Source organism: Citrobacter europaeus, from assembly GCA_020099315.1.
GTDB lineage: Bacteria > Pseudomonadota > Gammaproteobacteria > Enterobacterales > Enterobacteriaceae > Citrobacter > Citrobacter europaeus.
In genome coordinates, this window is the sequence record CP083650.1 from 3,455,771 (window position 1) to 3,479,144 (window position 23,374).

Sequence of the window (23,374 nt, forward strand, 5' to 3'; positions counted from 1 at the left end):
CGGCAAACATTTACTCACTAAGAGTATTTGTCGATTACGCCAAGTGCAAGTGTACTCTTGGCTTTCACAGCATAAAGATGAACAAAATTTTGCTTTTTGCTGTTTTTTCGAACATTTCCGAACAGCTTAACGCTCAACAACCCGGTAAGATACGCAAAGTTTACCAGAGCTTATATAACAAGGAGTATGTCCTGACCATGGTTTCATCATCTGCAGTTGTACCTCGCAGCGGCCTATATTACTTTTCTCAGGGATGGAAGCTCATCACTCAACCGGGTATTCGTCGGTTTGTTATCCTGCCTTTACTGGTGAATATCCTGCTGATGGGCGGCGCATTCTGGTGGTTATTTACACAACTCGATAGCTGGATCCCCGCGCTGATGAGCCACGTCCCTGACTGGCTTCAGTGGCTCAGCTATTTACTGTGGCCGATTGTGACTGTCTCTGTGCTGTTGGTATTCGGCTATCTGTTCTCGACTATTGCTAACTGGATTGCCGCACCGTTTAACGGTCTGCTGGCGGAACAGCTGGAAGCACGCTTAACGGGCGCCACGCCGCCTGACACCGGCGTTCTCGGCATCATGAAAGACGTTCCGCGCATTATGAAACGCGAATGGCAAAAGCTGGCGTGGTATCTCCCGCGCGCCTTCGTGTTGCTGATCCTCTATTTTATTCCAGGCATTGGGCAGACCGTTGCCCCAGTGCTGTGGTTCCTGTTCAGCGCGTGGATGCTGGCCATTCAGTACTGCGATTATCCGTTTGATAACCATAAGGTGCCTTTTAAAGAGATGCGCGTCGCGCTGCGCACACGCAAGGTAACCAATATGCAATTTGGCGCGTTAACCAGCCTGTTCACCATGATTCCGGTGCTCAACCTGTTCATCATGCCGGTCGCGGTTTGTGGTGCCACGGCGATGTGGGTAGACTGCTATCGTGCTAAGCACGCGTTATGGAAGTAATGCAAAAATGTGTAAAAGCGGGCTGGCTTATGCCCGCTCTTATTCCATACTGCTACGCATTATTTCTCATCAGCATATAGATATGCGAATTCCTTACTTCCCCATACTTTCTCAACAGGTATGCTGAAGCGGTATCCCAATTTCATACAGTTAAGGACAGGCCATGAGTAAGATTTTTGAAGATAACTCGCTGACTATCGGTCATACGCCGCTGGTTCGACTGAACCGTATCGGTAACGGACGCATTCTGGCGAAGGTGGAATCACGCAACCCGAGCTTCAGCGTCAAATGCCGTATCGGTGCCAATATGATTTGGGATGCCGAAAAGCGTGGTGTGCTGAAACCGGGCGTTGAGCTGGTAGAACCGACCAGCGGTAACACCGGTATTGCACTGGCTTACGTCGCCGCCGCTCGCGGTTACAAACTGACGCTGACCATGCCGGAAACCATGAGCATTGAGCGCCGCAAGCTCTTAAAAGCGCTGGGCGCGAACCTGGTACTGACCGAAGGCGCAAAAGGCATGAAGGGCGCAATCCAGAAAGCGGAAGAAATCGTCGCCAGCGATCCGGAAAAATTCTTGTTGCTGCAGCAGTTCAGTAACCCGGCGAACCCGGAAATCCATGAAAAAACCACCGGCCCGGAAATCTGGGAAGATACCGATGGCCAGGTTGATGTCTTTATTTCCGGCGTAGGTACCGGCGGTACGTTGACTGGCGTGACCCGTTACATTAAAGGCACCAAAGGTAAAACCGACCTGATCACCGTTGCGGTTGAACCTACCGACTCCCCTGTTATCGCCCAGGCCCTGGCGGGTGAAGAACTTAAACCAGGCCCGCATAAAATTCAGGGCATCGGCGCAGGCTTCATTCCTGGCAACCTTGATCTGAAGCTTATCGATAAAGTCGTTGCCATCACCAATGATGAAGCGATTTCTACTGCACGTCGCCTGATGGAAGAAGAAGGTATTCTGGCGGGGATCTCTTCCGGCGCAGCGGTTGCTGCCGCGCTTAAGCTCCAGGAAGATGAAACCTTTACCAATAAGAATATTGTGGTTATCCTACCGTCATCGGGTGAGCGTTATCTGAGCACTGCACTGTTTGCCGATCTCTTCACAGAGAAAGAACTGCAACAGTAATGCCAGCATGTTAAAAACGCGTAAAAAAGCACCCTTTTGGGTGCTTTTTTGTGGCCTGCTTCAAAGTTTCACCTCTCCTGGCATTGATTCAACCCGCCGGAACTGGTATTTAACCAAACTAATTATTTTGATGCGCGAAATTAATCGTTACAGGAAAAGCGCTAGCTGAATCGATTTTATGATTTGGTTCAACTCTTCCTTTCGCGGCATAATGTTTAATGACGAACGAAACGTCAGCGGCAAGAAGTTGCCAGCAACGGATTGCACCGAACTCCTTTTGTGTCGCGTCCAGTTTACGCCGATGCTAACAATACAGGCTAAAGTTGAGCCGCCAGGCTAGACTTTAGTTCCACAACACTAAACCTATAAGTTGGGGAAATATAATGTTCCAGCAAGAAGTTACCATTACCGCTCCGAACGGTCTGCATACTCGCCCTGCTGCTCAGTTTGTTAAAGAAGCAAAAGGCTTTTCTTCTGAAATTACTGTGACTTCCAACGGCAAAAGCGCTAGCGCCAAAAGCCTGTTTAAACTGCAGACTCTGGGCCTGACTCAGGGTACCGTTGTCACCCTGTCCGCAGAAGGTGAAGACGAGCAGAAAGCAGTTGAGCATCTGGTTAAACTGATGGCTGAACTCGAGTAAGTTCAACGAGTTCTTTTAAATATCAGTCACAAGTAAGGTAGGGTTATGATTTCAGGCATTTTAGCATCCCCGGGTATCGCTTTCGGTAAAGCATTGCTGCTGAAAGAAGACGAGATCGTCATTGACCGGAAAAAAATTTCTGCCGACAAGGTTGATCAGGAAGTTGAACGTTTTCTGAGCGGTCGTGCCAAGGCATCTGCGCAACTGGAAGCGATCAAAACTAAAGCTGGTGAAACGTTCGGTGAAGAAAAAGAAGCCATCTTTGAAGGGCATATTATGCTGCTCGAAGATGAGGAGCTGGAGCAGGAAATCATAGCCCTGATTAAAGATAAGCACATGACGGCTGATGCAGCTGCGCATGAAGTTATCGAAGGTCAGGCCACAGCCCTGGAAGAGCTGGATGATGAATACCTGAAAGAACGTGCGGCTGACGTACGTGATATCGGTAAACGCCTGCTGCGTAATATCCTGGGTCTGGCAATTATCGACCTGAGCGCGATTCAGGACGAAGTTATCCTGGTAGCCGCTGACCTGACCCCGTCAGAAACCGCACAGCTGAACCTGAACAAAGTGCTGGGTTTCATTACTGACGCGGGCGGACGTACCTCCCATACCTCTATCATGGCGCGTTCTCTGGAACTGCCTGCCATCGTAGGTACGGGTAGCGTCACCTCTCAGGTGAAAAACGACGACTATCTGATTCTGGATGCCGTAAACAACCAGGTTTACGTCAATCCGACCAACGACGTTATTGAGCAACTGCGTGCCGTTCAGGAGCAGGTTGCTACCGAGAAAGCGGAACTCGCTAAGCTGAAAGATCTGCCGGCTATCACGCTGGACGGACATCAGGTTGAAGTTTGCGCCAACATCGGTACCGTTCGTGACGTTGAAGGCGCTGAGCGTAACGGCGCTGAAGGTGTGGGTCTGTACCGTACCGAATTCCTGTTCATGGACCGTGAATCGCTGCCAACTGAAGAAGAACAGTTTGCTGCGTATAAAGCCGTCGCTGAAGCCTGTGGCTCTCAGGCGGTCATCGTCCGTACCATGGACATCGGCGGCGATAAAGAGCTGCCGTACATGAACTTCCCTAAAGAAGAGAACCCGTTCCTGGGCTGGCGTGCTGTGCGTATCGCCATGGATCGTAAAGAGATCCTGCGTGACCAGGTTCGCGCTATTCTGCGCGCCTCTGCTTTCGGCAAACTGCGCATCATGTTCCCAATGATCATCTCTGTTGAAGAAGTGCGTGCACTGCGCAAAGAGATCGAAATCTACAAACAGGAACTGCGCGACGAAGGTAAAGCATTTGACGAAAGCATTGAGATTGGCGTGATGGTGGAAACACCGGCAGCGGCAACAATTGCGCGTCATTTAGCCAAAGAAGTTGATTTCTTTAGTATCGGCACCAATGATTTAACGCAGTACACCCTGGCAGTTGACCGTGGTAATGATATGATTTCACACCTTTACCAACCGATGTCGCCATCTGTACTGACGCTGATCAAGCAAGTTATTGATGCTTCTCATGCGGAAGGCAAATGGACTGGCATGTGTGGTGAGCTTGCAGGCGACGAACGTGCTACACTTCTGTTGCTGGGGATGGGTCTGGACGAATTCTCTATGAGCGCCATTTCTATCCCGCGCATTAAGAAGATTATCCGTAACACGAACTTCGAAGATGCGAAGGTGTTAGCAGAGCAGGCTCTTGCTCAACCGACAACGGACGAGTTAATGACGCTGGTTAACAAGTTCATTGAAGAAAAAACAATCTGCTAATCCACGAGATGCGGCCCAATTTACTGCTTAGGAGAAGATCATGGGTTTGTTCGATAAACTGAAATCTCTGGTTTCTGATGATAAGAAAGACACCGGAACTATTGAGATTGTTGCTCCGCTCTCTGGCGAGATCGTCAACATCGAAGACGTGCCGGATGTAGTTTTTGCTGAAAAAATCGTTGGTGATGGCATCGCTATCAAACCAACCGGTAACAAAATGGTCGCCCCTGTTGATGGCACCATCGGCAAAATCTTTGAAACCAACCACGCTTTCTCTATCGAATCCGACAGCGGCATTGAGCTGTTTGTTCACTTCGGTATTGATACCGTTGAACTGAAAGGCGAAGGCTTTAAACGCATCGCTGAAGAAGGTCAACGCGTGAAAGTGGGCGACCCGGTTATTGAATTCGATCTGCCGCTGCTGGAAGAAAAAGCCAAGTCTACCCTGACTCCGGTTGTTATCTCCAACATGGACGAAATCAAAGAGCTGATCAAACTGTCCGGTAGCGTGACGGTGGGTGAAACTCCGGTTATCCGCATCAAGAAGTAATTCTTGTTGCAGAGAAGAATGGCGCCTGATGGCGCCATTCTTTTATATATGTATACCCCGACAACGATTTTTTGTAGGTCGGAAAAGCGTTAAATTTGTGAGATGACCGGTCGGTAACACGCTTCGCGCATCAGGATTTTCATTCCCTCCGGCCCGCTTTCCAACATCCGTCGTTCCGAATCCGCCACTAACAGTTCACAATCGTAGCCACCCGTAATACCAAACATCGCCCGCGCCACGCAGATATCTTCCAGCGCTGCAGCCCCGCTGGTGTCAAAATGTCCAACCATACGCCCATTCTGGCGAACCACCAGCCGGTAACTTTTCATCGCGCCTCCCCTGCCGGTGGCAGAATTAATTCATCACAACCGCACAGGTTGGTCCACGTCATCACGTCCAGCACCCGCTGTGCGGCGTCGTGCGTCGCGGTCGTCAGCGCTTTACCCAACACAATACCGCTCACCAGCTCAGCACAGAACAAATCGCCAGTCCCCTTCAGATCCGTTTTCACCCGCGGGTGGGCCAGCACCTCAACCGTTTCAGCCGTCACCACCGCAACGTTAATAATCTCTTCGCTATCCCCCGGCGCGCTGGTAATCACCACCCATTTCAGCGTGTCGGTGAGCAGCGATTGTGCCGCCGCGATAGCTTCATCAAGCGTACGACACGGTTTTCCGCTCAGCATTTGTAGCTCAAACACGTTCGGCGTCAGCCCCTGAGCCAGCGGCAACAGGTGCTTGCGATAAGCTTGCGGAATTTCAGCTTTCACATACATTCCGCTGTCCGTATCGCCAATGACCGGATCGACCAAAATGCACAGTGCCGGATGCGTAGCCCGCACCGTTTCCAGCCACTGCGCCAGCAAGGCGATTTGCTCCGCGCTCCCCATATAGCCCGTGGTCACCGCCTTTAGCTCGCGTAAAGCATCACGCTCATTTAAGGCGCGGAGATAACCGCTAAACCAGTCGGGCGGAATAACGCCGCCGTAAAAGGTTTCATAATGCGGGGTATTACTGAACAGCACCGTAGGGACTGCCGTCACGCGTAATCCCTGCGCCTTAATGGCCGGAACAGCGATGCTGTTGCCTACGCTGCCATACACCACTTGTGACTGGACGGCGACGATATCGGTCTGTAACGCCCGATGCTTGTCGTCGAAGAGCACCGACTGAATATCATTCCCCTGCTCCATAAATTTCTCCTCTCGCTGGACAGCGGGCTTACACCTCACTATTATCGTCATATGCTAAAATTCATTTTGTCATAGGTCAATAATGATCGACGGAAAAACCGCTAGCGAAATTTTTGACAGTATTCGTCAACATGTCGCTACAGGCACGCTGGCAGCGGGCGAAACGTTACCGCCAGTACGTGAACTGGCAACGGCATTAAACGTCAACCGCAATACTGTCGCAGCGGCTTATAAGCGCCTGGTCACCTCCGGGTTGGCACAAAGTCTGGGACGCAATGGCACGGTGATCAAAGAAATTTCTGCCCCCGTTGCGCTGGAAGGCGGTGATCCGGATACCCCGCTTATCGATCTTTCCGGCGGTAATCCTGCGCCCTCGCGTCTTCCCGATCTGAGTAGTTATTTCGCGAAGATAAATAAGAATCCGCGGTTGTATGGTGATGCTGCCGTGTCGCCAGGACTTAAAGCATGGGCCGCGCAGTGGATGCAGGATGTAATGCCTTGCAAGGGTGAAATTGATATCACCAGTGGCGCCATTGATGCCATTGAGCGGCTGCTGTGCGCCCATTTACTGCCTGGCGACAGCGTTGCCGTAGAAGATCCGTGCTTTTTGAGTAGCATAAACATGCTGCGCTATGCCGGTTTCTCCGCCAGTCCGGTCAGCGTTGACCGCGAAGGCATGCAGCCAGACATGCTGGAAACCGCGCTTCAGAAAGGCGCGCGGGCGGTGATTCTGACGCCGCGCGCGCACAACCCTACAGGATGCAGTCTGAGCGCATCCCGTGCGGCGCAATTGCAGGAAATCCTGGCTCGCTATCCGCAAACGCTGGTGATCGTCGACGACCACTTTGCGCTGTTGTCCGCTTGCCGCTGGTATCCGGTAATAGCTAAGGAAACCACGCACTGGGCGGTTGTCCGCTCGATGTCAAAAACGTTAGGCCCGGATTTACGCCTGGCCATTGTGGCCAGCGATCCGCTCACTTCCGGAAAACTGCGTTTACGGCTCAACTCCGGCAGTCAGTGGGTCAGCCATCTGCTCCAGGATTTAGCCTGCGCCTGCCTGAGTGACGAGACATATCAACACACGCTGGCGCAAACTCAGCAGTTTTACGCTGCCCAGCAACAAAAACTGGCAGCGGCTCTGCGCCAACATGGCATTGATCTGCCCGCCGGTGACGGGCTGAATCTATGGCTACCGCTGGAAAATAACAGCCAGGCGACCGCTTTTGCGTTGGCAAAATCTGGCTGGCTGGTACGTGAAGGCGAAGTGTTTGGCGTCAATACGCCTGCGCACGGCCTGCGCATTACGCTGTCAACCTTAACTGACAGCGACATTAACAAGCTGGCGGCTGATATTCATCTGGCGCTAAAGCGCTAACAGGAGAGAAAAAGTGCGAGTTCATTTTGTTATTCATGAGTCTTTCGAATCTGCTGGCGCGTACCTGCCGTGGGCCGAATCACGCGGCTATACCATCACCTGGTCACGCGTTTACGCCGGAGAAACGGTCCCCGCTAATGCCGATGGCTTCGATATGCTGGTGGTATTTGGCGGCCCGCAGTCACCCCGCACCACGCTGGCAGAGTGCCCATACTTTGACTCTCAGGCCGAGCAGCATCTGATTAACCAGGCGATTTCGGCACGAAAAATCGTGGTGGGCATCTGTTTGGGGTCGCAGTTAATCGGTGAAGCGCTGGGCGCGAAGGTGTGCCAAAGTCCGGAAAAAGAGATAGGTCACTACCCGATCGTCCTCACCGAGGCAGGCCAACAGCATCCGTTATTCAACCATTTCGGCTCACCGCTCACCGTCGGTCACTGGCACAATGACATGCCAGGGTTAACCGACCAGGCGACAATTCTTGCCGCAAGCGAGGGCTGCCCGCGACAAATCGTGCAATACGGTAATTTCATCTATGGTTTTCAGTGCCATATGGAGTTTAACGCCGAAGCGGTAGAAGGATTAATTCAGCACTCTGAGCAAGAACTTGCCGAAGCCAAAGGGAAACGCTTCATCCGCTCTGTGGAAGAGATGCGCGCCTGTGATTACCAGCAGATGAATGAGAAGCTGTGGCAATTCCTGGATAAGCTGGTGGAAAAACGTAACGATTAATCATCCCTGGCCGGATAAAACATTATCCGGCCATCGTGCCAGGCAGTTACCTGATGGCGCTGAGCTTATCAGGCCAACAAGTTAAATTCCCAGCCCCTGATTAAAGTGCTCTTCACCAAAAACGCCGGTCGAAAGGTAGCGATCGCCGCGATCGCAGATGATCGCTACCACCACTGCCCCCGGTGTCGCGCGGACCACGCGTAACGCGCCTGCCACCGCGCCGCCAGAACTGACACCGCAAAAAATACCTTCACGCACGGCCAGTTCACGCATGGTGTTTTCCGCATCGTTCTGATGAATATCCAGCACCTCATCCACCAGCGAAGCGTTAAAAATACCCGGCATATATTCTACTGGCCAGCGGCGAATGCCTGGAATGCTGCTGCCCTCTTCCGGCTGCAGACCGACGATGGTGACCGGTTTTTCCTGCTCGCGCAGAAAACGCGACACGCCGGTAATCGTGCCAGTCGTTCCCATACTGGAAACGAAATGCGTGATACGGCCTGATGTCTGCTGCCAGATTTCGGGTCCGGTGGTGGTGTAGTGCGCGTATGGGTTATCAGGATTATTGAACTGATCGAGCAGTTTACCTTCTCCACGCTGCGCCATCTCAAGGGCTAAGTCGCGCGCCCCTTCCATCCCCTGCTCTTTGGTCACCAGAACCAGTTCAGCCCCATAAGCACGCATCGCCGCACGGCGTTCCTGACTCATGTTGTCTGGCATCAGCAGCTTCATGCGGTAACCCTTCAACGCGGCGATCATTGCCAGCGCAATTCCGGTATTACCGCTGGTCGCCTCAATCAGCACGTCGCCAGGCTTAATTTCTCCGCGTTTTTCCGCTTCGACGATCATCGACAACGCGGCACGGTCTTTCACCGAACCCGCGGGATTATTGCCTTCCAGCTTGACCCAAATTTCACTGCCGTTATCCGGCACCAGACGTTGTAATTTCACCAGAGGCGTATTGCCAATTGTTTGTTCTAATGTGTTCACGTTTTCAGCTCATAAAAAAGCCCGGTAAGCGTAGCGCCACCGGGCGATAACTATGCAAATTAACCTATCAGGCAGATTGCGCCAGGGCAAGTTCCTCTTCACGCGTTTCAATACGCTGGTCGCCGTTATACAGACGCGCATTTTGCAGTCCAACGAACAAACGTTCGCCGCGGCTCGGGGAATTATCGCCCTGCATGACCACCGTCAACGGTTCGTTATACCACCCCAGTGGTTGCACAACTAATTGGGTGTAGTGTCCTTTCGGGCTGGCTTCCAGCACCTGAACCGGCAATGGCGAATCCAGGCTGGTACGACGGCTGACATCCACTTCCCACGGGCGCAGGAACAGATCCACCGGTCCCTGATAGCCTGGCGTGTAGCCCAACGGCCAGCGATGTGCGCCCACGTGGAACTGTCCACCGCGAATCGTCCCCTGCAGGCGGTTAACCTCACCCATAAATTCCAGGACGAAACGAGTAGCCGGTTCGCGCCATACCTGATCCGGCGCATCGGCCTGTTCGATATGGCCCTGACTCATCACCACCACACGGTCTGCAACTTCCGTCGCTTCTTCCTGATCGTGGGTCACAAACACGCTGGTAAACTTCAGCTCTTCATGCAACTGGCGCAGCCAGCGACGCAGCTCTTTACGCACCTGAGCATCGAGCGCGCCAAACGGCTCGTCGAGCAGCAGGATCTGTGGCTCTACCGCCAGCGCACGCGCCAACGCCACACGCTGCTTTTGCCCGCCGGAAAGCTGTGCCGGGAAACGGTCCGCCAGATGAGCCAACTGAACCATTTCCAGCAGTTTGGTCACTTTTGCTTTGATGGCCGCCGCATTCGGGCGCTCACGCCGTGGCAGGACCGTCAGGCCAAAAGCGATGTTGTCGAAAACGGTCATATGACGAAACAGCGCATAGTGCTGGAACACGAACCCCACCTTACGGTCGCGGGCGTGCAATCGGCTGACGTCGGTACCGTGAAAACGGATATGCCCGCTGGACTGATGCTCCAGTCCGGCAATAATGCGCAGCAGCGTGGTTTTTCCCGAGCCGGATGGCCCCAGCAGCGCGACCATCTGACCTGAAGGAATATCCAGCGAGATATCGTTCAGCACCTGGGTGCGACCAAAAGACTTCTTAATATTGGCAATCTCAATGCTCATGGTTTTCCTCCTGCTGCGCGCGTTTCTCCTGGTTCTCCAGACGCCATTGCAACATGCTCTTCAAAAACAGGGTAATAATCGCCATCAGCGTTAATAGCGCCGCGGCGGTAAAGGAGCCGACCGTGTTGTAGTCCTGCTCCAGTAATTCAATCTGTAGCGGCAGCGACAAGGTTTCGCCCCGAATCGAGCCGGAAACCACCGACACCGCGCCAAACTCGCCAATCGCACGCGCGTTGGTCAACACCACGCCGTACAGCAATGCCCAACGAATATTTGGCAGCGTAACGCGTCGGAACATCTGCCAGCCGGACGCGCCCAGCAACACAGCCGCTTCATCTTCATTGCTGCCCTGGCTTAACATCACCGGCACCAGTTCGCGCACCACAAACGGACAGGTCACGAATACCGTCACCAGTACCATCCCCGGCCAGGCAAACATAATTTGCAGGTTGTGCTCATCCAGCCATCCACCAAGCGGACCGTTAGAGCCGTAAAACAGCAGATAGACCAGACCGGCGACCACCGGCGAAACGGCAAATGGAATGTCCAGTAGCGTCAGCAACAGCTGACGGCCGGGGAAGTTAAAGCGAGTCACCAGCCAGGCCAGCAACACACCAAACACCAGGTTCACCGGCACCGCAATCAGCGCAATCAGTACCGTCAGCCAGATGGCATGCAGCATGTCCGGGTCAGCCAGGTTATTTAATACCGGCATCAACCCCTTGCTGAACGCCTGCACGAAGATATAAATCATCGGCACCAGCAAAATAAAGGCGGAGACCAGCATGCCCGTGCCGATCAAAAACCATTTACCCCAGTTGATGCGGGGTGCGCCATAGCGTTTCAATTGGGTAATGTCTGCCATCAGTGACCTACCACGCGTCGACCAAAGCGACTTTGCAGGGTGTTAATTGAAAACAGCAGCAGCAACGACGCCCCGAGGATCACAGAAGCAATCGCGCTGGCGGCTGGGTAGTCAAACTCCTGCAAGCGAACAAAAATCATCAGCGAGGTCACTTCCGTTTTCCATGCGATGTTCCCGGCGATAAAGATAACCGCGCCAAACTCACCGAGGCTTCGGGTAAACGACAGCGCAACGCCCGCCACCAGCGCGGGAGACAACTCCGGCAGCACCACTTTACGAAAGCTCTGCCAGCGGGTGGCGCCGAGCGTTTCCGCCGCCTCTTCATATTCCGGGCCTAACTCCTCCAGCACCGGCTGTACGGTACGCACCACGAACGGAATGCTGGTAAACGCCATCGCCACTGCGATGCCGAGCCAGGTGTAGGTCACCTTAATATCCAGCTTCGCCAGCCACTCGCCGTAGAAACCGTTGACTGAAAACAGCGATGCCAGCGTCAGGCCTGCCACAGCCGTAGGCAGCGCAAACGGCAGATCCATTAACGCATCCAGCAGCGTACGGCCCGGAAAGCGATAGCGGGTTAAGATCCACGCCATCAGCAAACCAAACACGCCGTTAAAAATCGATGCCACAAACGCTGACAGCAGCGTCACTTTATAAGCTGCTACCACCTGCGGATTGGTAATTACATCCCAGTATTGCGCCCAGCTCATTTGCGCCAATTGCATCACCAGCGCGCTGAGCGGCAGCAGCAATATCAGGCAGACAAACAGTAAGCTGGTGCCCAGGCTTAAGGTAAAGCCGGGCAGCACGCGTCGGGAAGAAACAGCAAACATTTACTTACGCCCCGCCGCCAACAGTTTGTCCAGCTCACCGCCGCTGACAAAGTGCGTTTTCATTACCTCAGGCCACGAGCCAAACTTGTCTTCCACGCGGAACAACTCGGTCTGCGGGAATTTGTCTTTCAGCTTGTCCATCACCTGCGGGTTATTCACCCGGTAGTAGTAATCCGTGATGATGGTCTGCGCCTGCGGGCTGTACAGCCAGTTCAGGTACGCCTTTGCCGCTTTTTCAGTACCGTTGGCTTGCACATTTTTATCTACCCAGGCCACCGGGAACTCCGCCAGAATGTTGACCTTCGGCACCACGACTTCGAAGCCCTGGTCTTCATACTGTTTACGGATGTTATTCACTTCCGATTCAAACGTGATCAGCACATCACCCAGACCGCGTTCAACAAAGGTGGTCGTTGCACCGCGACCACCGGTATCAAACACTTCCACGTTCTTCAGAAACTGGGTCATAAACTGTTCGGTTTTGGCTTTATCGCCCCCATCCGCTTTATCTGCCGCGCCCCACGCTGCCAGATAGGTATAACGCGCGTTCCCGGAGGTTTTCGGATTCGGGAAAATCAGCTTCACGTCCGGGCGAACAAGGTCGTTCCATTCGTGGATATTTTTTGGGTTACCCTTACGCACCAAAAACGCCATGGTGGAATAGAATGGCGAACTGTTATTCGGTAGACGGCTTTGCCAGTCGGCGGGGATCAGTTTGCCCTTGTCATGCAGGATCTGTACGTCGGTCACCTGGTTATAGGTCACCACATCGGCTTTCAGTCCCTGCAGAATCGCCAGCGCCTGTTTTGATGACCCGGCATGAGATTGTTTAATCGTAAGTTTGTCACCGCCGTTATCCTTCGCCCATTGCTGTTCGAACGGCGGGTTAAGGGCGGCAAACAGTTCGCGGGAAACATCGTATGAACTGTTCAGCAGTTCCGTTGCCTGCGCCTGACCCACCAGCAACAGCATTGCTGCCAGCGTCAGGGTTCTTTTTTTCAGTAAGTTAACGGCCATTGCGCACCCTTATAAATTAAATGACTTTCTTATGGTCATCATATTTATAACCAGTGCTAAAGGAGTAACGGTTTTATATACCGTTTGATGATTTGAAAGTTGAAAAGAGAATAAGGGGGGCACCTCCCCAGGTTCACCAGGGAGGAGACCGGCATCAATCAGACGCCAACGCTAACGCTTTCAGGCAGGGTGCTGCCGCCATCAATCACATTTTGCGTGCCAGTTAAGTAACTGGACTCATCCGACGCCAGGAATGCCGCCAGTTCACCGACCTCAAGCGGGCAGGCCAAACGGCGCATCGGAATAGCTTTCGCCATTTCGACTAATACGGATTCCGGATCCTGCGGATTAGACTGACGAGCGATGTTTTCCGCCATCGGCGTACGAACGTAGCCCGGGCAAATGGCATTCACGCGAATGCCGGACTGCGCGTATTCGACCGCCAGGGATTTGGTCAAACCGATAATTGCGGCTTTCGACAACGCATAAGCCGTTTCGCCCGGATCGGCAACCATATCTCCAGTCACAGATGACATCATCACGATGCGCCCATCTTTGCGCGCAATCATCTCCGGCAGAACGGCTTTCGTCACGTTCCAGACGCCTTTAATGTTAATATCAATGTGGAAATCGCGATCTTCATCGCTCATATCAAGGAAGTTGCCGAGGCGACAGACGCCCGCATTGTTGACCAGAATATCGATTTTGCCTTCGATTTTCTTCGCGCGTTTTACCGCTTCCGCTACCGACGCAAAATCTCTGACGTCAGCATGAACGGCTGTGCAACGGTGTCCACGCCCAGCCAGTTCATCCGCCAGTTTTTCAATCTCATCGGAGATATCCAGCAGGATTAAGTTCGCGCCATGGCGGGCAAACGTTCTGGCAATCCCTTCGCCAATACCCTGAGATGCGCCCGTAATCAATGCTGTTTTGCCCGTGAGTTTTCCCATTTCAATATTCTCCTTTTGAATATGAAGCATTCACTTCATTCACGCAGAAGATACAGCAATAACAAATTAGTGCTGAGGAATAGCTCACTAAATCAGGTTAATCTCAGGTAAAAAAATCCCCGACGATGCGGGGACCCAACAGCAAACATGTTCTGACTACGTTATCAGAAGATTTACAGCCGTTTTTCCAGCAAATGTGCTCTCATCAACTCCGACGCCATCTGCGCATCCCCTTTCTTAATATGAAGCAGTATTTCCCTCTGCTTTGTCGCCGTATCAAGAAAATACTGACGATCGTTCGCAGGTAACGACTCCCTTGTTTTCTCAAAATAAGTAATCAGGACATCTGAGAAAACCTGCAGCACTCGATTGCCACTCGCCTGTAGCAAGAGCAAATGAAAATCTCTATCGTGACGATCGGCCACCAGGGGGTTATCCGCATTTTCTTCAATAAGCCTTAGCTCATTTTCAAGTTTGGAGAGCATTGCCGGGAAGATTCTACGCGTTGCCAGAGGGATAATCGCACACTCAATCAGGATCCTTGCCTCTGTAAATTCCGTGATATCAAACCCGGACAAATCAAACTGCATTAACAACTGGTGATTTATATTGTGCTGTTCCAAATTTTTCAAGACGCTACCACGACGGGGAGAACGTTCAAGCATTCCCATCTGTACCAGCGTACTGAGCGCCTGACGAACTTTATATCTTGATGTATTAAAACGAACAGCAAGTTCAGTTTCAGTTTCAATGCGCCCATCAGCATTGCGGTTAGCATCATCAAGCAGATAATTTTTAATGCTTTCAAACAGTTCGTTTTTGTTATCCATAAACACTCTCTGATTAAAGTGCTGTAAAAATCATGAGTATAAATAATCTAATAAGTTAGATTGCTTAATATACTGTTATGGTAAGATTATAGCCCCTATTATTCAAATTATATCAGGTCATTTGTTAATAAAAAGGAATTAATTATGGTGTTATTCGTAACTCAGTTTGCGATAGTACTGATATGTATCGGTATAGGCGGGCGTTTTGGCGGGATTGGCCTCGGGGCTGCTGGCGGGTTGGGACTCGCTATCCTGACTTTTGGTTTTGGGCTCCCCCCCGACTCACCTCCTATTACTGTTATTTCTATTATCCTTGCGGTTATCACATGCATCACAATCCTCCAGGCGGCTGGTGGGCTTGATTTATTCGTTACGATGGCAGAACGGATCCTCAGAAAGTGGCCAGGCGCTATCACTTTTCTCGGCCCAGCCGTCGCTTACCTTTTTACTGCTATCTGCGGAACAGGGTATGTTGCCTTTTCCGTTTATCCAGTAATTGCTGAAATTGCAGCAGATGCCAGGGTACGGCCAGAAAGGGCCATGTCTATGTCAGTAATCGCTGCCAATTTTGGGCTCATTGCCAGCCCAGTCAGTGCGGTCGTTACAGGGACAATTGCTGTCCTTGCTGGATTACATGTCTCTGCTTTAGATATCTTGTTGGTCACCGTTCCCGGAACGTTCCTGGGCTGTATTGTCGGCTGCCTGTTCGTCTTTAAGAGAGGTCATGAGCTTAAAAACGATCCGGAATTCCAACGCAGGGTTGCTGAAGGTGAGTTTGAATCAGTAAAAGCTGAAGAGCGAACCGCCAATATAGTGACAAAAGAAGCGAAGAGAGGATTGCTGATTTTCCTTACCGGTATCATTCTGGTGGTGCTTATGGGTTCAATTCCTGAGTTACGTCCACAGTGGAATAACGGTAGCGGAATGGAACGTATGAGTATCCCAACCACACTGCAAATAGTTATGCTGACAACAGCATGTATTATTATGATGGTGTGCCGAATTTCTCCATCAAAACTAGATTCAGGTTCAGTTTTTAAAGCAGGTCTTGTAGGTGTCGTCGCCATATTTGGTCTGTCATGGATGATGAACTCCTTCTTTGAGGCATGGCACGAATTATTTAACACTGCCTTCCACGGTTTTCAGAATCCCGTATTGTTTGGCATTATTGTTTTTGGCCTTTCTGCCGTAATTTATAGCCCAGCTGCAACTGCTGTAGCGCTACTCCCCGCTGGCGTGTTAATGGGATATCCGGCAGAAACTCTGGTCGCCCTGCTCCCGCTTACTTGTGGATCGTTCATTATTCCTGGAGGGGCACAGATCGGCTGTGTGGCGTTTGATCGAACCGGGACAACTCGAATTGGCAAGTATGTGGTTAATCACAGCTACATGCTACCAGGCCTTGTTACCGTTGTAGCATCAACCCTTTTTTGCTTCCTTTTTTCCAGAATGCTGATGTAGAGCGAGAGAGCTCGTTAATTGTGGTAATACCTTTTCTTCATGGCATCCCCCCTGAACGAGCTCAGAGAGGATGCCCATTACTCATTTTTGAATATCGCCACTGCAGTTTTCCACAGAACGTACTTTACAGAACAACCTGAGCAATTAGATAAGCAAAAATTACCTGAGAGATGACCATGACAAAGCCCGGACGAATATAGCTATGGTTGACAACAAAGCGTCCAATCTTTGTGGTACCTGTTCGGTCAAATGCAACACAACCGATTTGATTTGCTCCCGGTATAATGAAGTCACCACAGGTACAGGCAAAAATAGCAATAAGAAACGGGGCTGGTATACCCAAGGTAACACCAAGTGGCATGATGGCAGCTACCGTCGCCGCAGGACTCATAATGACCAGAGAGAACAAGAATACAACCACACCAAATAGCATTGGAGCGCCATTTACAATGCCACCAAAGACCTTAATCAATTCTGGCTGATAGGCATCAAAAAACGTCGCAGTCATCCATGAAACGCCAAGGATTGCCACCACCCCCATTAAACCAGCACGGAAGACTGAGCCGCTATTCAAGCTACTGCTTGGTACTTTACTGACGATCATAATAAACAAAGCTGCTGTCAACATAATCATCTGAATAACCATTGGGGTTGACAGTCTTTTTCCATCCCAGGAAGGAAGTAACCCTGTAAAAGAACCTAAAATAAGCACCAGTACTACGCCAATCGCAAAGATCACAACGCCTTTTTTAGCGCCGGCCGTAGCAACATATTCTTTTTTCTGCTCAGTATGCATGAACTCATATTCGCCAGCGGCTACTCTCCTCTGAAATTCCGGATCGTCCTCCAGCTCTTTTCCGCGTTTATAAACCGAAAAGCTGGTAACAATGGCAGCCAAAAAGAATGAAGGGAGAGCAATTGTCAGTATTTGCCCAAGAGTAATCCCAGCATATTCATGCAGGATTGCCAGCATCCCCGCGGTTGCCGCACTCATCGGACTGGCTGCAACCGCGACACTGGCCGCAATAACCGTTGCGGACAACGCTCGCTCCGGACGGACCTTTGCTTCAGCAGCAACCTCAGCGACAACCGGATACAAAGAGAAAGCAACGTAAGTAGTGCCACAGAATAGTGTAAATATGGAAGTTAATATTGGGGCAACAAAAGTAATAGCCTGTGGTTTTTTACGCAGTAATTTTTCAGCCACACGCACAAGATAATCAAGTCCTCCAGCGGCCTGTAATACGCTGACAGCGCCAATCACGCAAATAATAATTAACATTGCAGTAATAGATGGTGTGGAGGGTTTAAGTCCAAAGCCCAGAACTAATATTGCAACGCCAAGTCCTCCACCAGCACCAAGCCCCATTCCGCCATAACGCCCGCCTATACCAATACAGGCGAGTACAATTAGTAATTGTATAAAAAATAAAGCATCCATTTTTCACCTCTAAGCATCTCCCGGATATTGCATCCGGGAGATATTAATTATTATGCTCAGGATTAGTTTAAATATGATTTAGCAACTTCGATCTGTTTTTTAACAGCGTCAGTGCCAGTTCCACCATAAGACATTCTTGATTTAATACATGCTTCGAGAGATATACTCTCATAAATATCATTATCAATCTTATCATCAAATGAATGGAATTCATCCAGGGTAAGTTCTTCCAACATTTTTCTATGTTTTATACAGTAATTAACAGCACTGCCAACAATATGGTGAGCTTCCCTGAAAGGGATTCCTTTTCGAACCAGGTAGTCAGCCATATCGGTCGCGTTTGAAAAACCTCTCGCTGCTGCGCTGCGAGTATTCTCTGAGAGAATAACCATTTTTTCGAGCATCGGCGCCATAATTTTCAAACTGGTCTGTAAGGTATCCATAGAGTCATAGACCTGTTCTTTATCCTCACTCATATCAGTATTGTAGGCGAGAGGAATACCTTTCATGATGGTCAGCATCGCCATTAGATTTCCGTACATACGCCCACCTTTACCACGCATTTTTTCGGCCACATCGGGATTTTTCTTCTGTGGCATAATGCTGGAGCCGGTACAGAAATCATCTGAAAGCTCAATAAATTTAAAATCCTGACTTGAGAATAAAACCAGCTCTTCAGACAAACGGGTAAGATGCATAAAACACATAGCCGCTGCAGCAGTGAATTCAACCATATGGTCGCGATCGCTGACAGAATCAATACTATTCTCAGTCGGCTTGTCAAAACCAAGCTCTTGAGCCGTGAAATCACGATCAATGGGGAAAGTTGTACCAGCAAGGGCCGCTGAACCTAAAGGGCATTCCCCCATGCGTTGATAAAGGTCTTCAAAACGGGTCCAGTCACGGCGTAACATCCAGTAATATGCCATTATCCAGTGCGACAGAAGAATGGGCTGCCCGGTCTGCAAATGAGTATAACCGGGCATAATCGCATTAATGTTATTTTCAGCTTTGCTGATAATAACTTTTTGCAGATTAACGATATCCTGCTGAATTTCCCGAATAGTTGATCTCATATGCATTTTAGAATCAACAGTCGTTTGGTCATTACGACTTCGGCCTGTATGTAACTTCCCGCCAACAGGACCAATTATTTCTGTCATACGTCTCTCAATCGCCATATGAATATCTTCATCAACGGTATCAAAAACGAACTGCCCTTCCTTAATCTCTTTATCTACTTGCCTTAAGCCAGCAATAATCTTATTCGCTTCATCCTGCGTGATAATTCCCTGACGGCCCAACATAGTGGCATGAGCAATACTCCCCTGAATATCGAAAGGGCAGAGACGTTGTTCCAACATAATTGTCGCGTTATAGGATTCAACCAGTTTATTTGTAGGCATATCAAAGCGCCCACCCCATAATTTTGTAGACATAAAACCTCCAGGGAGTTTTTGTTGCAAAATAGTTAAATAAAAATTCCGTTATTTTTCGGTCATTTTCAGATTACAAGACTGTCATTTTAATTGTCAACAAATGAAGCCATTAAATCAATTTATATAGGAATTAATTACACTTATTAGCGTATTTATTTTTGTGAATCACGCGAAAAAATCAGATCTTTATCACATTTAAATCATTTTTTATTTCAGATATATTCAGAATTTTTAAAGTAATAAATTGTTATTAATAGCTTATTGATTCTAAATAGTGGCATTTAATACTGTTGTTATACGAATAAACTGGCAGGTTAATAGCACTGAACTTGGGGAGAGATTTTCCAGGGAGAGCATCAATGCGGGTGCATTATCGACATGGCAGACGTTGTGTGGCTTGGGGAATAGCTATTTTTTACCAGATGGCGCTGACGCCGCCATCTGGCACAAAAATTACAGGCTCAATAAACGATCCAGCGATGGGGCAAAGTAATAGCCGCCGGTCACTGGTTTGGTGAAACGCAGCATCGCGTCGCGCTTACCGTCTGTGTCGCCAAACATGCTCAACAGCTGTTGTTCAATGTTGTGCAGGCGGGCGCAATAGGCGCAGAAGTAAAGACCGTGCGTGCCGCTGGCGGTGCCGTATGGCAGGCTCTGGCGCACAATTTTCAGTCCTTTACCGTCTTCCTTCAGATCGACACGGCTCAGGTGAGAGGTGACCGGACGTTCATCACCGTCGATCTCTTCGTTGGCTTCTTTAGTACGACCAATCATCATTTCCTGGTCATGGATACTCATGCGATTAAGCTGCTTCAGGTTATGTTCCCAACGCTGCACAAACACATAGCTGCCGCCAGCATCCACGCCATCTTTGATAACGGCAACTTCACGGCGCGTTTCTTCGCCTGCCGGGTTTTCCGTACCGTCAACAAAGCCGCTGAGATCGCGTTCTTCAACCCAACGGAAACCGTGGATCTCTTCTTTGACTTCAATACAGTCGCCAAATGCTTCCATTGCCGCCTGCGCGACGGAGAAATTCACATCATGACGCAAAGAGAGAATATGGATCAGCACATCATACTGGGTGGCTGGCGCCAGGCCTTTACCGTAAGGGATAAAGTCTTTTAACTCTTCTGCGCCAACGCCGCCGCTCAGCGTACGCCAGGTATTGTTGCCGAAAGCGACAACCGCGCCCAGATGCGCGTCCGGGAACTTAGCTTCGAAGGTCGCCAGCTTATCGGCGAAGATTTTGCTGGCCGCTCGCAGGGCCTCAACGTCGCCTTTAACATTGGCTTCAATCCAAATCGCCGCACGGCAATGTTCTGGCAAAATGCCACTCTGAACCTGAGACATTGTTCCTCCTGAAAAAAAGATGCCACGACATCGTGGCATTGTTGGGCGCTATTCTACCTGTTTTTTTAACAAGCTGATTTGTTCAGACGCAAATTAACGCCGCCAGATAATTTTGCTTACTTTCCATGCTTTCAACGTGTCGTCAGACGGCATTAAGCCTTCAGGCCCGCTCCACTCACCGGAAAAGACATAGCTAATATGTTGACTTCCTTCAGCTTTACACTCTACGCCCGCGCTGTCATCTCCGGTTGCTTTCTGACAATTACCGAAAGCTTTAGTGTAAAGGTCACTAAACGGTGTACCCATTTCAACACCCGCGGAGGACGAGATAGCGCTGTCCAATACATCAATTCTGCTGATGGTTCCCTGGCTGCCATTGATGACCATCGCCAGCTTGTCATCTTTCATCGCTTCATAGAAGCGCACCACATTACCGTTATCGGTCTTCATCCCGCTACGCAGGCGGTAATCACCGTCCAGCGCATCAGCAATGGCTTTTTCATCCAACGGCGTCGCGCCCGTTAACGCGCCGACGCCCTGCTCAGTGACCTGCGTTGAAGAACCAAACCAGTTCCACGGATTGGCGGCAGACCAGTTTACCGACGACAACGTTGAACACCCGGTCAGTAGCAGCGGCATCGCGCATAAAGTCAAACGCAGTGATTTCATTTCACTTCCTTCCTTATTTATCAACGTTGCTTGGAGTCCGGTTTCAAAGAAAAGTGCCGTCATTCTTTCTCAAAGGAAAAACAGGCGCGCAGGCGTTGATTGGTTAATAGCCAGATCAGCGCGACAATATCCGCTACCAGCAGCGCCAGCCCGACGCCGTTGACCGGATCGCCTGCCAGCCACATCGTCGGCTGCCAGCACAACAGCACCAACTGAGCGAGGATCAGTAATCCGCGCAGCCAGCGCCATATCACCGGAAACGCAAAGCGTCGCCCGCTGAGTAAAAACGCCAGCACCGCGGGAACGCCGGGAAGCAATCCCAACCAGAATGCGTCATGATCGGGATAAAACAGATTCAGCAACGTGTTGCCTTGTTCACGTGAAGAACCGGCAATCACGAACAGAACCCAGGTGCGCGCCTGCAACAGCAGTACGCACCAGAACAGAAAAGGCAGGCGCAGACGCCCATGACCGTCATAGTCGGCCGGATGAAACTCAGTACTCTTCATCTTCGATCAAGCGCTTACCCAGATTGAGTACATCCGCATGCTCATAACCCAGACGCTCATACATGCCCTGTACAACGTCGTTATCGTCACGCACCATGATTTGAATCTTCGGACAACCGCGGGCAATGAGCTTTTTCTCCAGCCGGTTCAGTAGCGCATTGGCGATGCCGCGGCCGCGAAACTCAGGATGCACGCCCAGGTAATAGGCCGAGCCGCGATGTCCGTCGTATCCGCCCATCACCGTACCGACCACCTCGCCGTTCACTTCAGCAACCAGGAACAAACTGACGTCATGATTTACTTTACGTTCGATGTCCATTTCAGGGTCGTTCCATGGACGCAGCAAATCACAGCGCTCCCAGAGGGTGATCACCTCTTCGAAATCTTCCTGGCGAAAAACGCGTATTTCCATGGTATTGGTTACCTTTTCAGGACGTTAAAAAGCGATTATGGCGCGAACGGCTGATTTAGCCAATATCTGACGCGAAGCGGCGGAAAAAATGGCATAATACGGAATTGTCACGTATTGAAATGAAAAGTAAAACAATTCTTATCCCGATCCGTCGCAACGGACAACGCGATACGATATAACGTTTAGAACCTTTTTTTTACAACTCAGGCCGTATGAGCACTTTTAAACCACTAAAAACACTCACATCGCGCCGCCAGGTGTTGAAAGCCGGGCTGGCCGCCCTGACGCTGTCAGGCATGTCGCAAGCCATCGCTAAAGAAGAAGCGCTTAAGACCAGCAATGGCCACAGCAAACCGAAAGCGAAAAAATCCGGCGCTAAGCGCGTTGTTGTTCTTGATCCGGGTCACGGAGGAATTGATACCGGCGCAATTGGTCGCAATGGCTCGAAGGAAAAGCATGTGGTACTGGCAATTGCCAAAAACGTGCGCTCGATTCTACGCAACCAGGGGATTGATGCACGCCTGACCCGCTCCGGCGATACGTTTATTCCGCTTTACGATCGCGTCGAGATCGCCCATAAACATGGCGCCGATCTGTTCATGTCGATCCACGCCGACGGATTTACCAACCCAAGCGCGGCAGGTGCTTCAGTCTTTGCGTTATCCAATCGCGGTGCCAGTAGCGCCATGGCGAAGTATCTGTCCGATCGTGAAAACCGGGCCGATGAAGTGGCCGGAAAGAAGGCCACCGACAAAGACCATTTGCTGCAGCAGGTGCTGTTCGATCTGGTGCAAACTGACACCATTAAAAACAGCCTGACGTTAGGTTCGCATATTCTTAAGAAGATCAAGCCGGTACACCGTCTGCACAGTCGCAGCACCGAACAGGCCGCCTTCGTGGTGTTAAAATCACCATCAATTCCGTCGGTACTGGTCGAAACCTCGTTCATTACCAACCCGGAAGAAGAACGTCTGCTGGGTACGGCGGCATTTCGCCAGAAAATCGCCACCGCTATCGCCAATGGCATCATCAGCTATTTCCACTGGTTTGATAACCAGAAAGCACACTCGAAGAAACGTTAA

The 23,374-nt window shown here is 50.6% G+C and carries 24 protein-coding genes; 9 read left to right on the plus strand and 15 right to left on the minus strand.

The genetic code is table 11. From position 1 onward, the window contains the following. Positions 1–197 precede the first annotated feature (197 nt). The 5 genes from cysZ to crr all read left to right on the plus strand — a co-directional run bounded on the left by cysZ (position 198) and on the right by crr (position 5,058). A complete protein-coding gene (gene cysZ / locus LA337_16365; protein ID UBI14742.1) occupies positions 198–959 on the plus strand; it encodes a sulfate transporter CysZ in 762 nt (253 codons plus the stop codon). A gap of 163 nt (positions 960–1,122) precedes the next feature. Next, positions 1,123–2,094, plus strand: coding sequence for a cysteine synthase A (gene cysK, locus LA337_16370; GenBank protein ID UBI14743.1), 972 nt, complete (start codon positions 1,123–1,125; stop codon positions 2,092–2,094). A gap of 383 nt (positions 2,095–2,477) precedes the next feature. Then, positions 2,478–2,735 carry a phosphocarrier protein Hpr gene (gene ptsH, locus LA337_16375; GenBank protein UBI14744.1) on the plus strand — a complete coding sequence of 86 codons (258 nt, stop codon included), beginning with the start codon at positions 2,478–2,480 and terminating at the stop codon, positions 2,733–2,735. 45 nt (positions 2,736–2,780) lie between these two features. Continuing rightward, positions 2,781–4,508, plus strand: coding sequence for a phosphoenolpyruvate-protein phosphotransferase PtsI (ptsI, locus tag LA337_16380; GenBank protein UBI14745.1), 1,728 nt, complete (start codon positions 2,781–2,783; stop codon positions 4,506–4,508). Between the two features lie 40 nt (positions 4,509–4,548). Continuing rightward, entirely contained in the window at positions 4,549–5,058 is a 510-nt protein-coding gene (gene crr / locus LA337_16385) for a PTS glucose transporter subunit IIA (GenBank protein UBI14746.1), read from the plus strand. A gap of 89 nt (positions 5,059–5,147) precedes the next feature. Here the strand turns inward: crr and LA337_16390 are convergent, their stop codons facing one another. Together LA337_16390 and pdxK are read right to left on the minus strand one after the other, a co-directional pair. Continuing rightward, positions 5,148–5,387, minus strand: a complete 240-nt coding sequence (locus LA337_16390) for a cytoplasmic protein (protein ID UBI14747.1) — start codon at positions 5,385–5,387, stop codon at positions 5,148–5,150. Beyond that, positions 5,384–6,250, minus strand: a complete 867-nt coding sequence (gene pdxK / locus LA337_16395) for a pyridoxine/pyridoxal/pyridoxamine kinase (GenBank protein ID UBI14748.1) — start codon at positions 6,248–6,250, stop codon at positions 5,384–5,386. Before pdxK ends, LA337_16390 begins: the two co-directional genes overlap by 4 nt. A gap of 82 nt (positions 6,251–6,332) precedes the next feature. On the opposite strand from pdxK, the gene ptsJ reads away from it, so the two are divergent. Both ptsJ and LA337_16405 read left to right on the plus strand, forming a co-directional pair. Further along, on the plus strand, positions 6,333–7,625 hold the full coding sequence (gene ptsJ / locus LA337_16400) for a transcriptional regulator PtsJ (GenBank protein ID UBI14749.1): 1,293 nt from the start codon (positions 6,333–6,335) through the stop codon (positions 7,623–7,625). Positions 7,626–7,638: 13 nt separating this feature from the next. After that, complete coding sequence (locus LA337_16405; protein ID UBI14750.1) at positions 7,639–8,355, plus strand: type 1 glutamine amidotransferase; 717 nt, start codon at positions 7,639–7,641, stop codon at positions 8,353–8,355. A gap of 81 nt (positions 8,356–8,436) precedes the next feature. Here the strand turns inward: LA337_16405 and cysM are convergent, their stop codons facing one another. The 7 genes from cysM to LA337_16440 all read right to left on the minus strand — a co-directional run bounded on the left by cysM (position 8,437) and on the right by LA337_16440 (position 15,008). Continuing rightward, the gene (gene cysM, locus LA337_16410; GenBank protein UBI14751.1) at positions 8,437–9,348 is read right to left on the minus strand and encodes a cysteine synthase CysM; all 912 of its coding nucleotides are present in this window, start codon (positions 9,346–9,348) and stop codon (positions 8,437–8,439) included. 67 nt (positions 9,349–9,415) lie between these two features. Continuing rightward, complete coding sequence (cysA, locus tag LA337_16415) at positions 9,416–10,513, minus strand: sulfate/thiosulfate ABC transporter ATP-binding protein CysA (protein UBI14752.1); 1,098 nt, start codon at positions 10,511–10,513, stop codon at positions 9,416–9,418. Next, the gene (gene cysW, locus LA337_16420; protein ID UBI14753.1) at positions 10,503–11,378 is read right to left on the minus strand and encodes a sulfate/thiosulfate ABC transporter permease CysW; all 876 of its coding nucleotides are present in this window, start codon (positions 11,376–11,378) and stop codon (positions 10,503–10,505) included. Before cysW ends, cysA begins: the two co-directional genes overlap by 11 nt. Continuing rightward, positions 11,378–12,211, minus strand: coding sequence for a sulfate/thiosulfate ABC transporter permease CysT (gene cysT / locus LA337_16425; GenBank protein ID UBI14754.1), 834 nt, complete (start codon positions 12,209–12,211; stop codon positions 11,378–11,380). The genes cysW and cysT overlap by 1 nt, the downstream gene beginning before the upstream one ends. Beyond that, positions 12,212–13,228: a thiosulfate/sulfate ABC transporter substrate-binding protein CysP gene (cysP, locus tag LA337_16430; protein UBI14755.1), complete on the minus strand. Its 1,017-nt coding sequence runs from the start codon at positions 13,226–13,228 to the stop codon at positions 12,212–12,214. 158 nt (positions 13,229–13,386) lie between these two features. Next, positions 13,387–14,178, minus strand: coding sequence for an SDR family oxidoreductase UcpA (ucpA, locus tag LA337_16435; protein UBI14756.1), 792 nt, complete (start codon positions 14,176–14,178; stop codon positions 13,387–13,389). 173 nt (positions 14,179–14,351) lie between these two features. Then, a complete protein-coding gene (locus LA337_16440; protein UBI14757.1) occupies positions 14,352–15,008 on the minus strand; it encodes an FCD domain-containing protein in 657 nt (218 codons plus the stop codon). Between the two features lie 144 nt (positions 15,009–15,152). Between LA337_16440 and LA337_16445 the strand changes: the two genes are divergently transcribed. Then, positions 15,153–16,469: an anaerobic C4-dicarboxylate transporter gene (locus LA337_16445; protein UBI14758.1), complete on the plus strand. Its 1,317-nt coding sequence runs from the start codon at positions 15,153–15,155 to the stop codon at positions 16,467–16,469. Between the two features lie 124 nt (positions 16,470–16,593). Here the strand turns inward: LA337_16445 and LA337_16450 are convergent, their stop codons facing one another. The 6 genes from LA337_16450 to LA337_16475 all read right to left on the minus strand — a co-directional run bounded on the left by LA337_16450 (position 16,594) and on the right by LA337_16475 (position 22,292). Next, positions 16,594–17,910: an anaerobic C4-dicarboxylate transporter gene (locus LA337_16450; protein ID UBI14759.1), complete on the minus strand. Its 1,317-nt coding sequence runs from the start codon at positions 17,908–17,910 to the stop codon at positions 16,594–16,596. 62 nt (positions 17,911–17,972) lie between these two features. Beyond that, the gene (gene argH, locus LA337_16455) at positions 17,973–19,349 is read right to left on the minus strand and encodes an argininosuccinate lyase (protein ID UBI14760.1); all 1,377 of its coding nucleotides are present in this window, start codon (positions 19,347–19,349) and stop codon (positions 17,973–17,975) included. Positions 19,350–19,802: 453 nt separating this feature from the next. After that, entirely contained in the window at positions 19,803–20,702 is a 900-nt protein-coding gene (gene yfeX, locus LA337_16460) for a porphyrinogen peroxidase (protein ID UBI14761.1), read from the minus strand. A gap of 93 nt (positions 20,703–20,795) precedes the next feature. Beyond that, entirely contained in the window at positions 20,796–21,371 is a 576-nt protein-coding gene (locus LA337_16465; protein UBI14762.1) for an RpoE-regulated lipoprotein, read from the minus strand. 59 nt (positions 21,372–21,430) lie between these two features. Next, on the minus strand, positions 21,431–21,880 hold the full coding sequence (locus LA337_16470) for a DUF2919 domain-containing protein (protein ID UBI14763.1): 450 nt from the start codon (positions 21,878–21,880) through the stop codon (positions 21,431–21,433). Further along, positions 21,867–22,292: a GNAT family acetyltransferase gene (locus tag LA337_16475; protein ID UBI14764.1), complete on the minus strand. Its 426-nt coding sequence runs from the start codon at positions 22,290–22,292 to the stop codon at positions 21,867–21,869. The genes LA337_16470 and LA337_16475 overlap by 14 nt, the downstream gene beginning before the upstream one ends. 212 nt (positions 22,293–22,504) lie before the next feature. On the opposite strand from LA337_16475, the gene amiA reads away from it, so the two are divergent. Beyond that, on the plus strand, positions 22,505–23,374 hold the full coding sequence (amiA, locus tag LA337_16480) for an N-acetylmuramoyl-L-alanine amidase AmiA (protein ID UBI14765.1): 870 nt from the start codon (positions 22,505–22,507) through the stop codon (positions 23,372–23,374).

Coding starts and splice junctions, on each gene's coding strand:
- LA337_16450 (UBI14759.1), bottom strand. CDS start 17,910: ATGGATGCTTTATTTTTTATACAATTACTAATTGTACTCGCCTGTATT.
- crr (UBI14746.1), top strand. CDS start 4,549: ATGGGTTTGTTCGATAAACTGAAATCTCTGGTTTCTGATGATAAGAAA.
- cysK (UBI14743.1), top strand. CDS start 1,123: ATGAGTAAGATTTTTGAAGATAACTCGCTGACTATCGGTCATACGCCG.
- ptsJ (UBI14749.1), top strand. CDS start 6,333: ATGATCGACGGAAAAACCGCTAGCGAAATTTTTGACAGTATTCGTCAA.
- pdxK (UBI14748.1), bottom strand. CDS start 6,250: ATGGAGCAGGGGAATGATATTCAGTCGGTGCTCTTCGACGACAAGCAT.
- ucpA (UBI14756.1), bottom strand. CDS start 14,178: ATGGGAAAACTCACGGGCAAAACAGCATTGATTACGGGCGCATCTCAG.
- LA337_16470 (UBI14763.1), bottom strand. CDS start 21,880: ATGAAGAGTACTGAGTTTCATCCGGCCGACTATGACGGTCATGGGCGT.
- LA337_16475 (UBI14764.1), bottom strand. CDS start 22,292: ATGGAAATACGCGTTTTTCGCCAGGAAGATTTCGAAGAGGTGATCACC.
- cysZ (UBI14742.1), top strand. CDS start 198: ATGGTTTCATCATCTGCAGTTGTACCTCGCAGCGGCCTATATTACTTT.
- cysW (UBI14753.1), bottom strand. CDS start 11,378: ATGGCAGACATTACCCAATTGAAACGCTATGGCGCACCCCGCATCAAC.
- ptsH (UBI14744.1), top strand. CDS start 2,478: ATGTTCCAGCAAGAAGTTACCATTACCGCTCCGAACGGTCTGCATACT.
- cysT (UBI14754.1), bottom strand. CDS start 12,211: ATGTTTGCTGTTTCTTCCCGACGCGTGCTGCCCGGCTTTACCTTAAGC.
- LA337_16440 (UBI14757.1), bottom strand. CDS start 15,008: ATGGATAACAAAAACGAACTGTTTGAAAGCATTAAAAATTATCTGCTT.
- LA337_16445 (UBI14758.1), top strand. CDS start 15,153: ATGGTGTTATTCGTAACTCAGTTTGCGATAGTACTGATATGTATCGGT.
- LA337_16390 (UBI14747.1), bottom strand. CDS start 5,387: ATGAAAAGTTACCGGCTGGTGGTTCGCCAGAATGGGCGTATGGTTGGA.
- cysP (UBI14755.1), bottom strand. CDS start 13,228: ATGGCCGTTAACTTACTGAAAAAAAGAACCCTGACGCTGGCAGCAATG.
- cysA (UBI14752.1), bottom strand. CDS start 10,513: ATGAGCATTGAGATTGCCAATATTAAGAAGTCTTTTGGTCGCACCCAG.
- ptsI (UBI14745.1), top strand. CDS start 2,781: ATGATTTCAGGCATTTTAGCATCCCCGGGTATCGCTTTCGGTAAAGCA.
- amiA (UBI14765.1), top strand. CDS start 22,505: ATGAGCACTTTTAAACCACTAAAAACACTCACATCGCGCCGCCAGGTG.
- LA337_16465 (UBI14762.1), bottom strand. CDS start 21,371: ATGAAATCACTGCGTTTGACTTTATGCGCGATGCCGCTGCTACTGACC.
- yfeX (UBI14761.1), bottom strand. CDS start 20,702: ATGTCTCAGGTTCAGAGTGGCATTTTGCCAGAACATTGCCGTGCGGCG.
- argH (UBI14760.1), bottom strand. CDS start 19,349: ATGTCTACAAAATTATGGGGTGGGCGCTTTGATATGCCTACAAATAAA.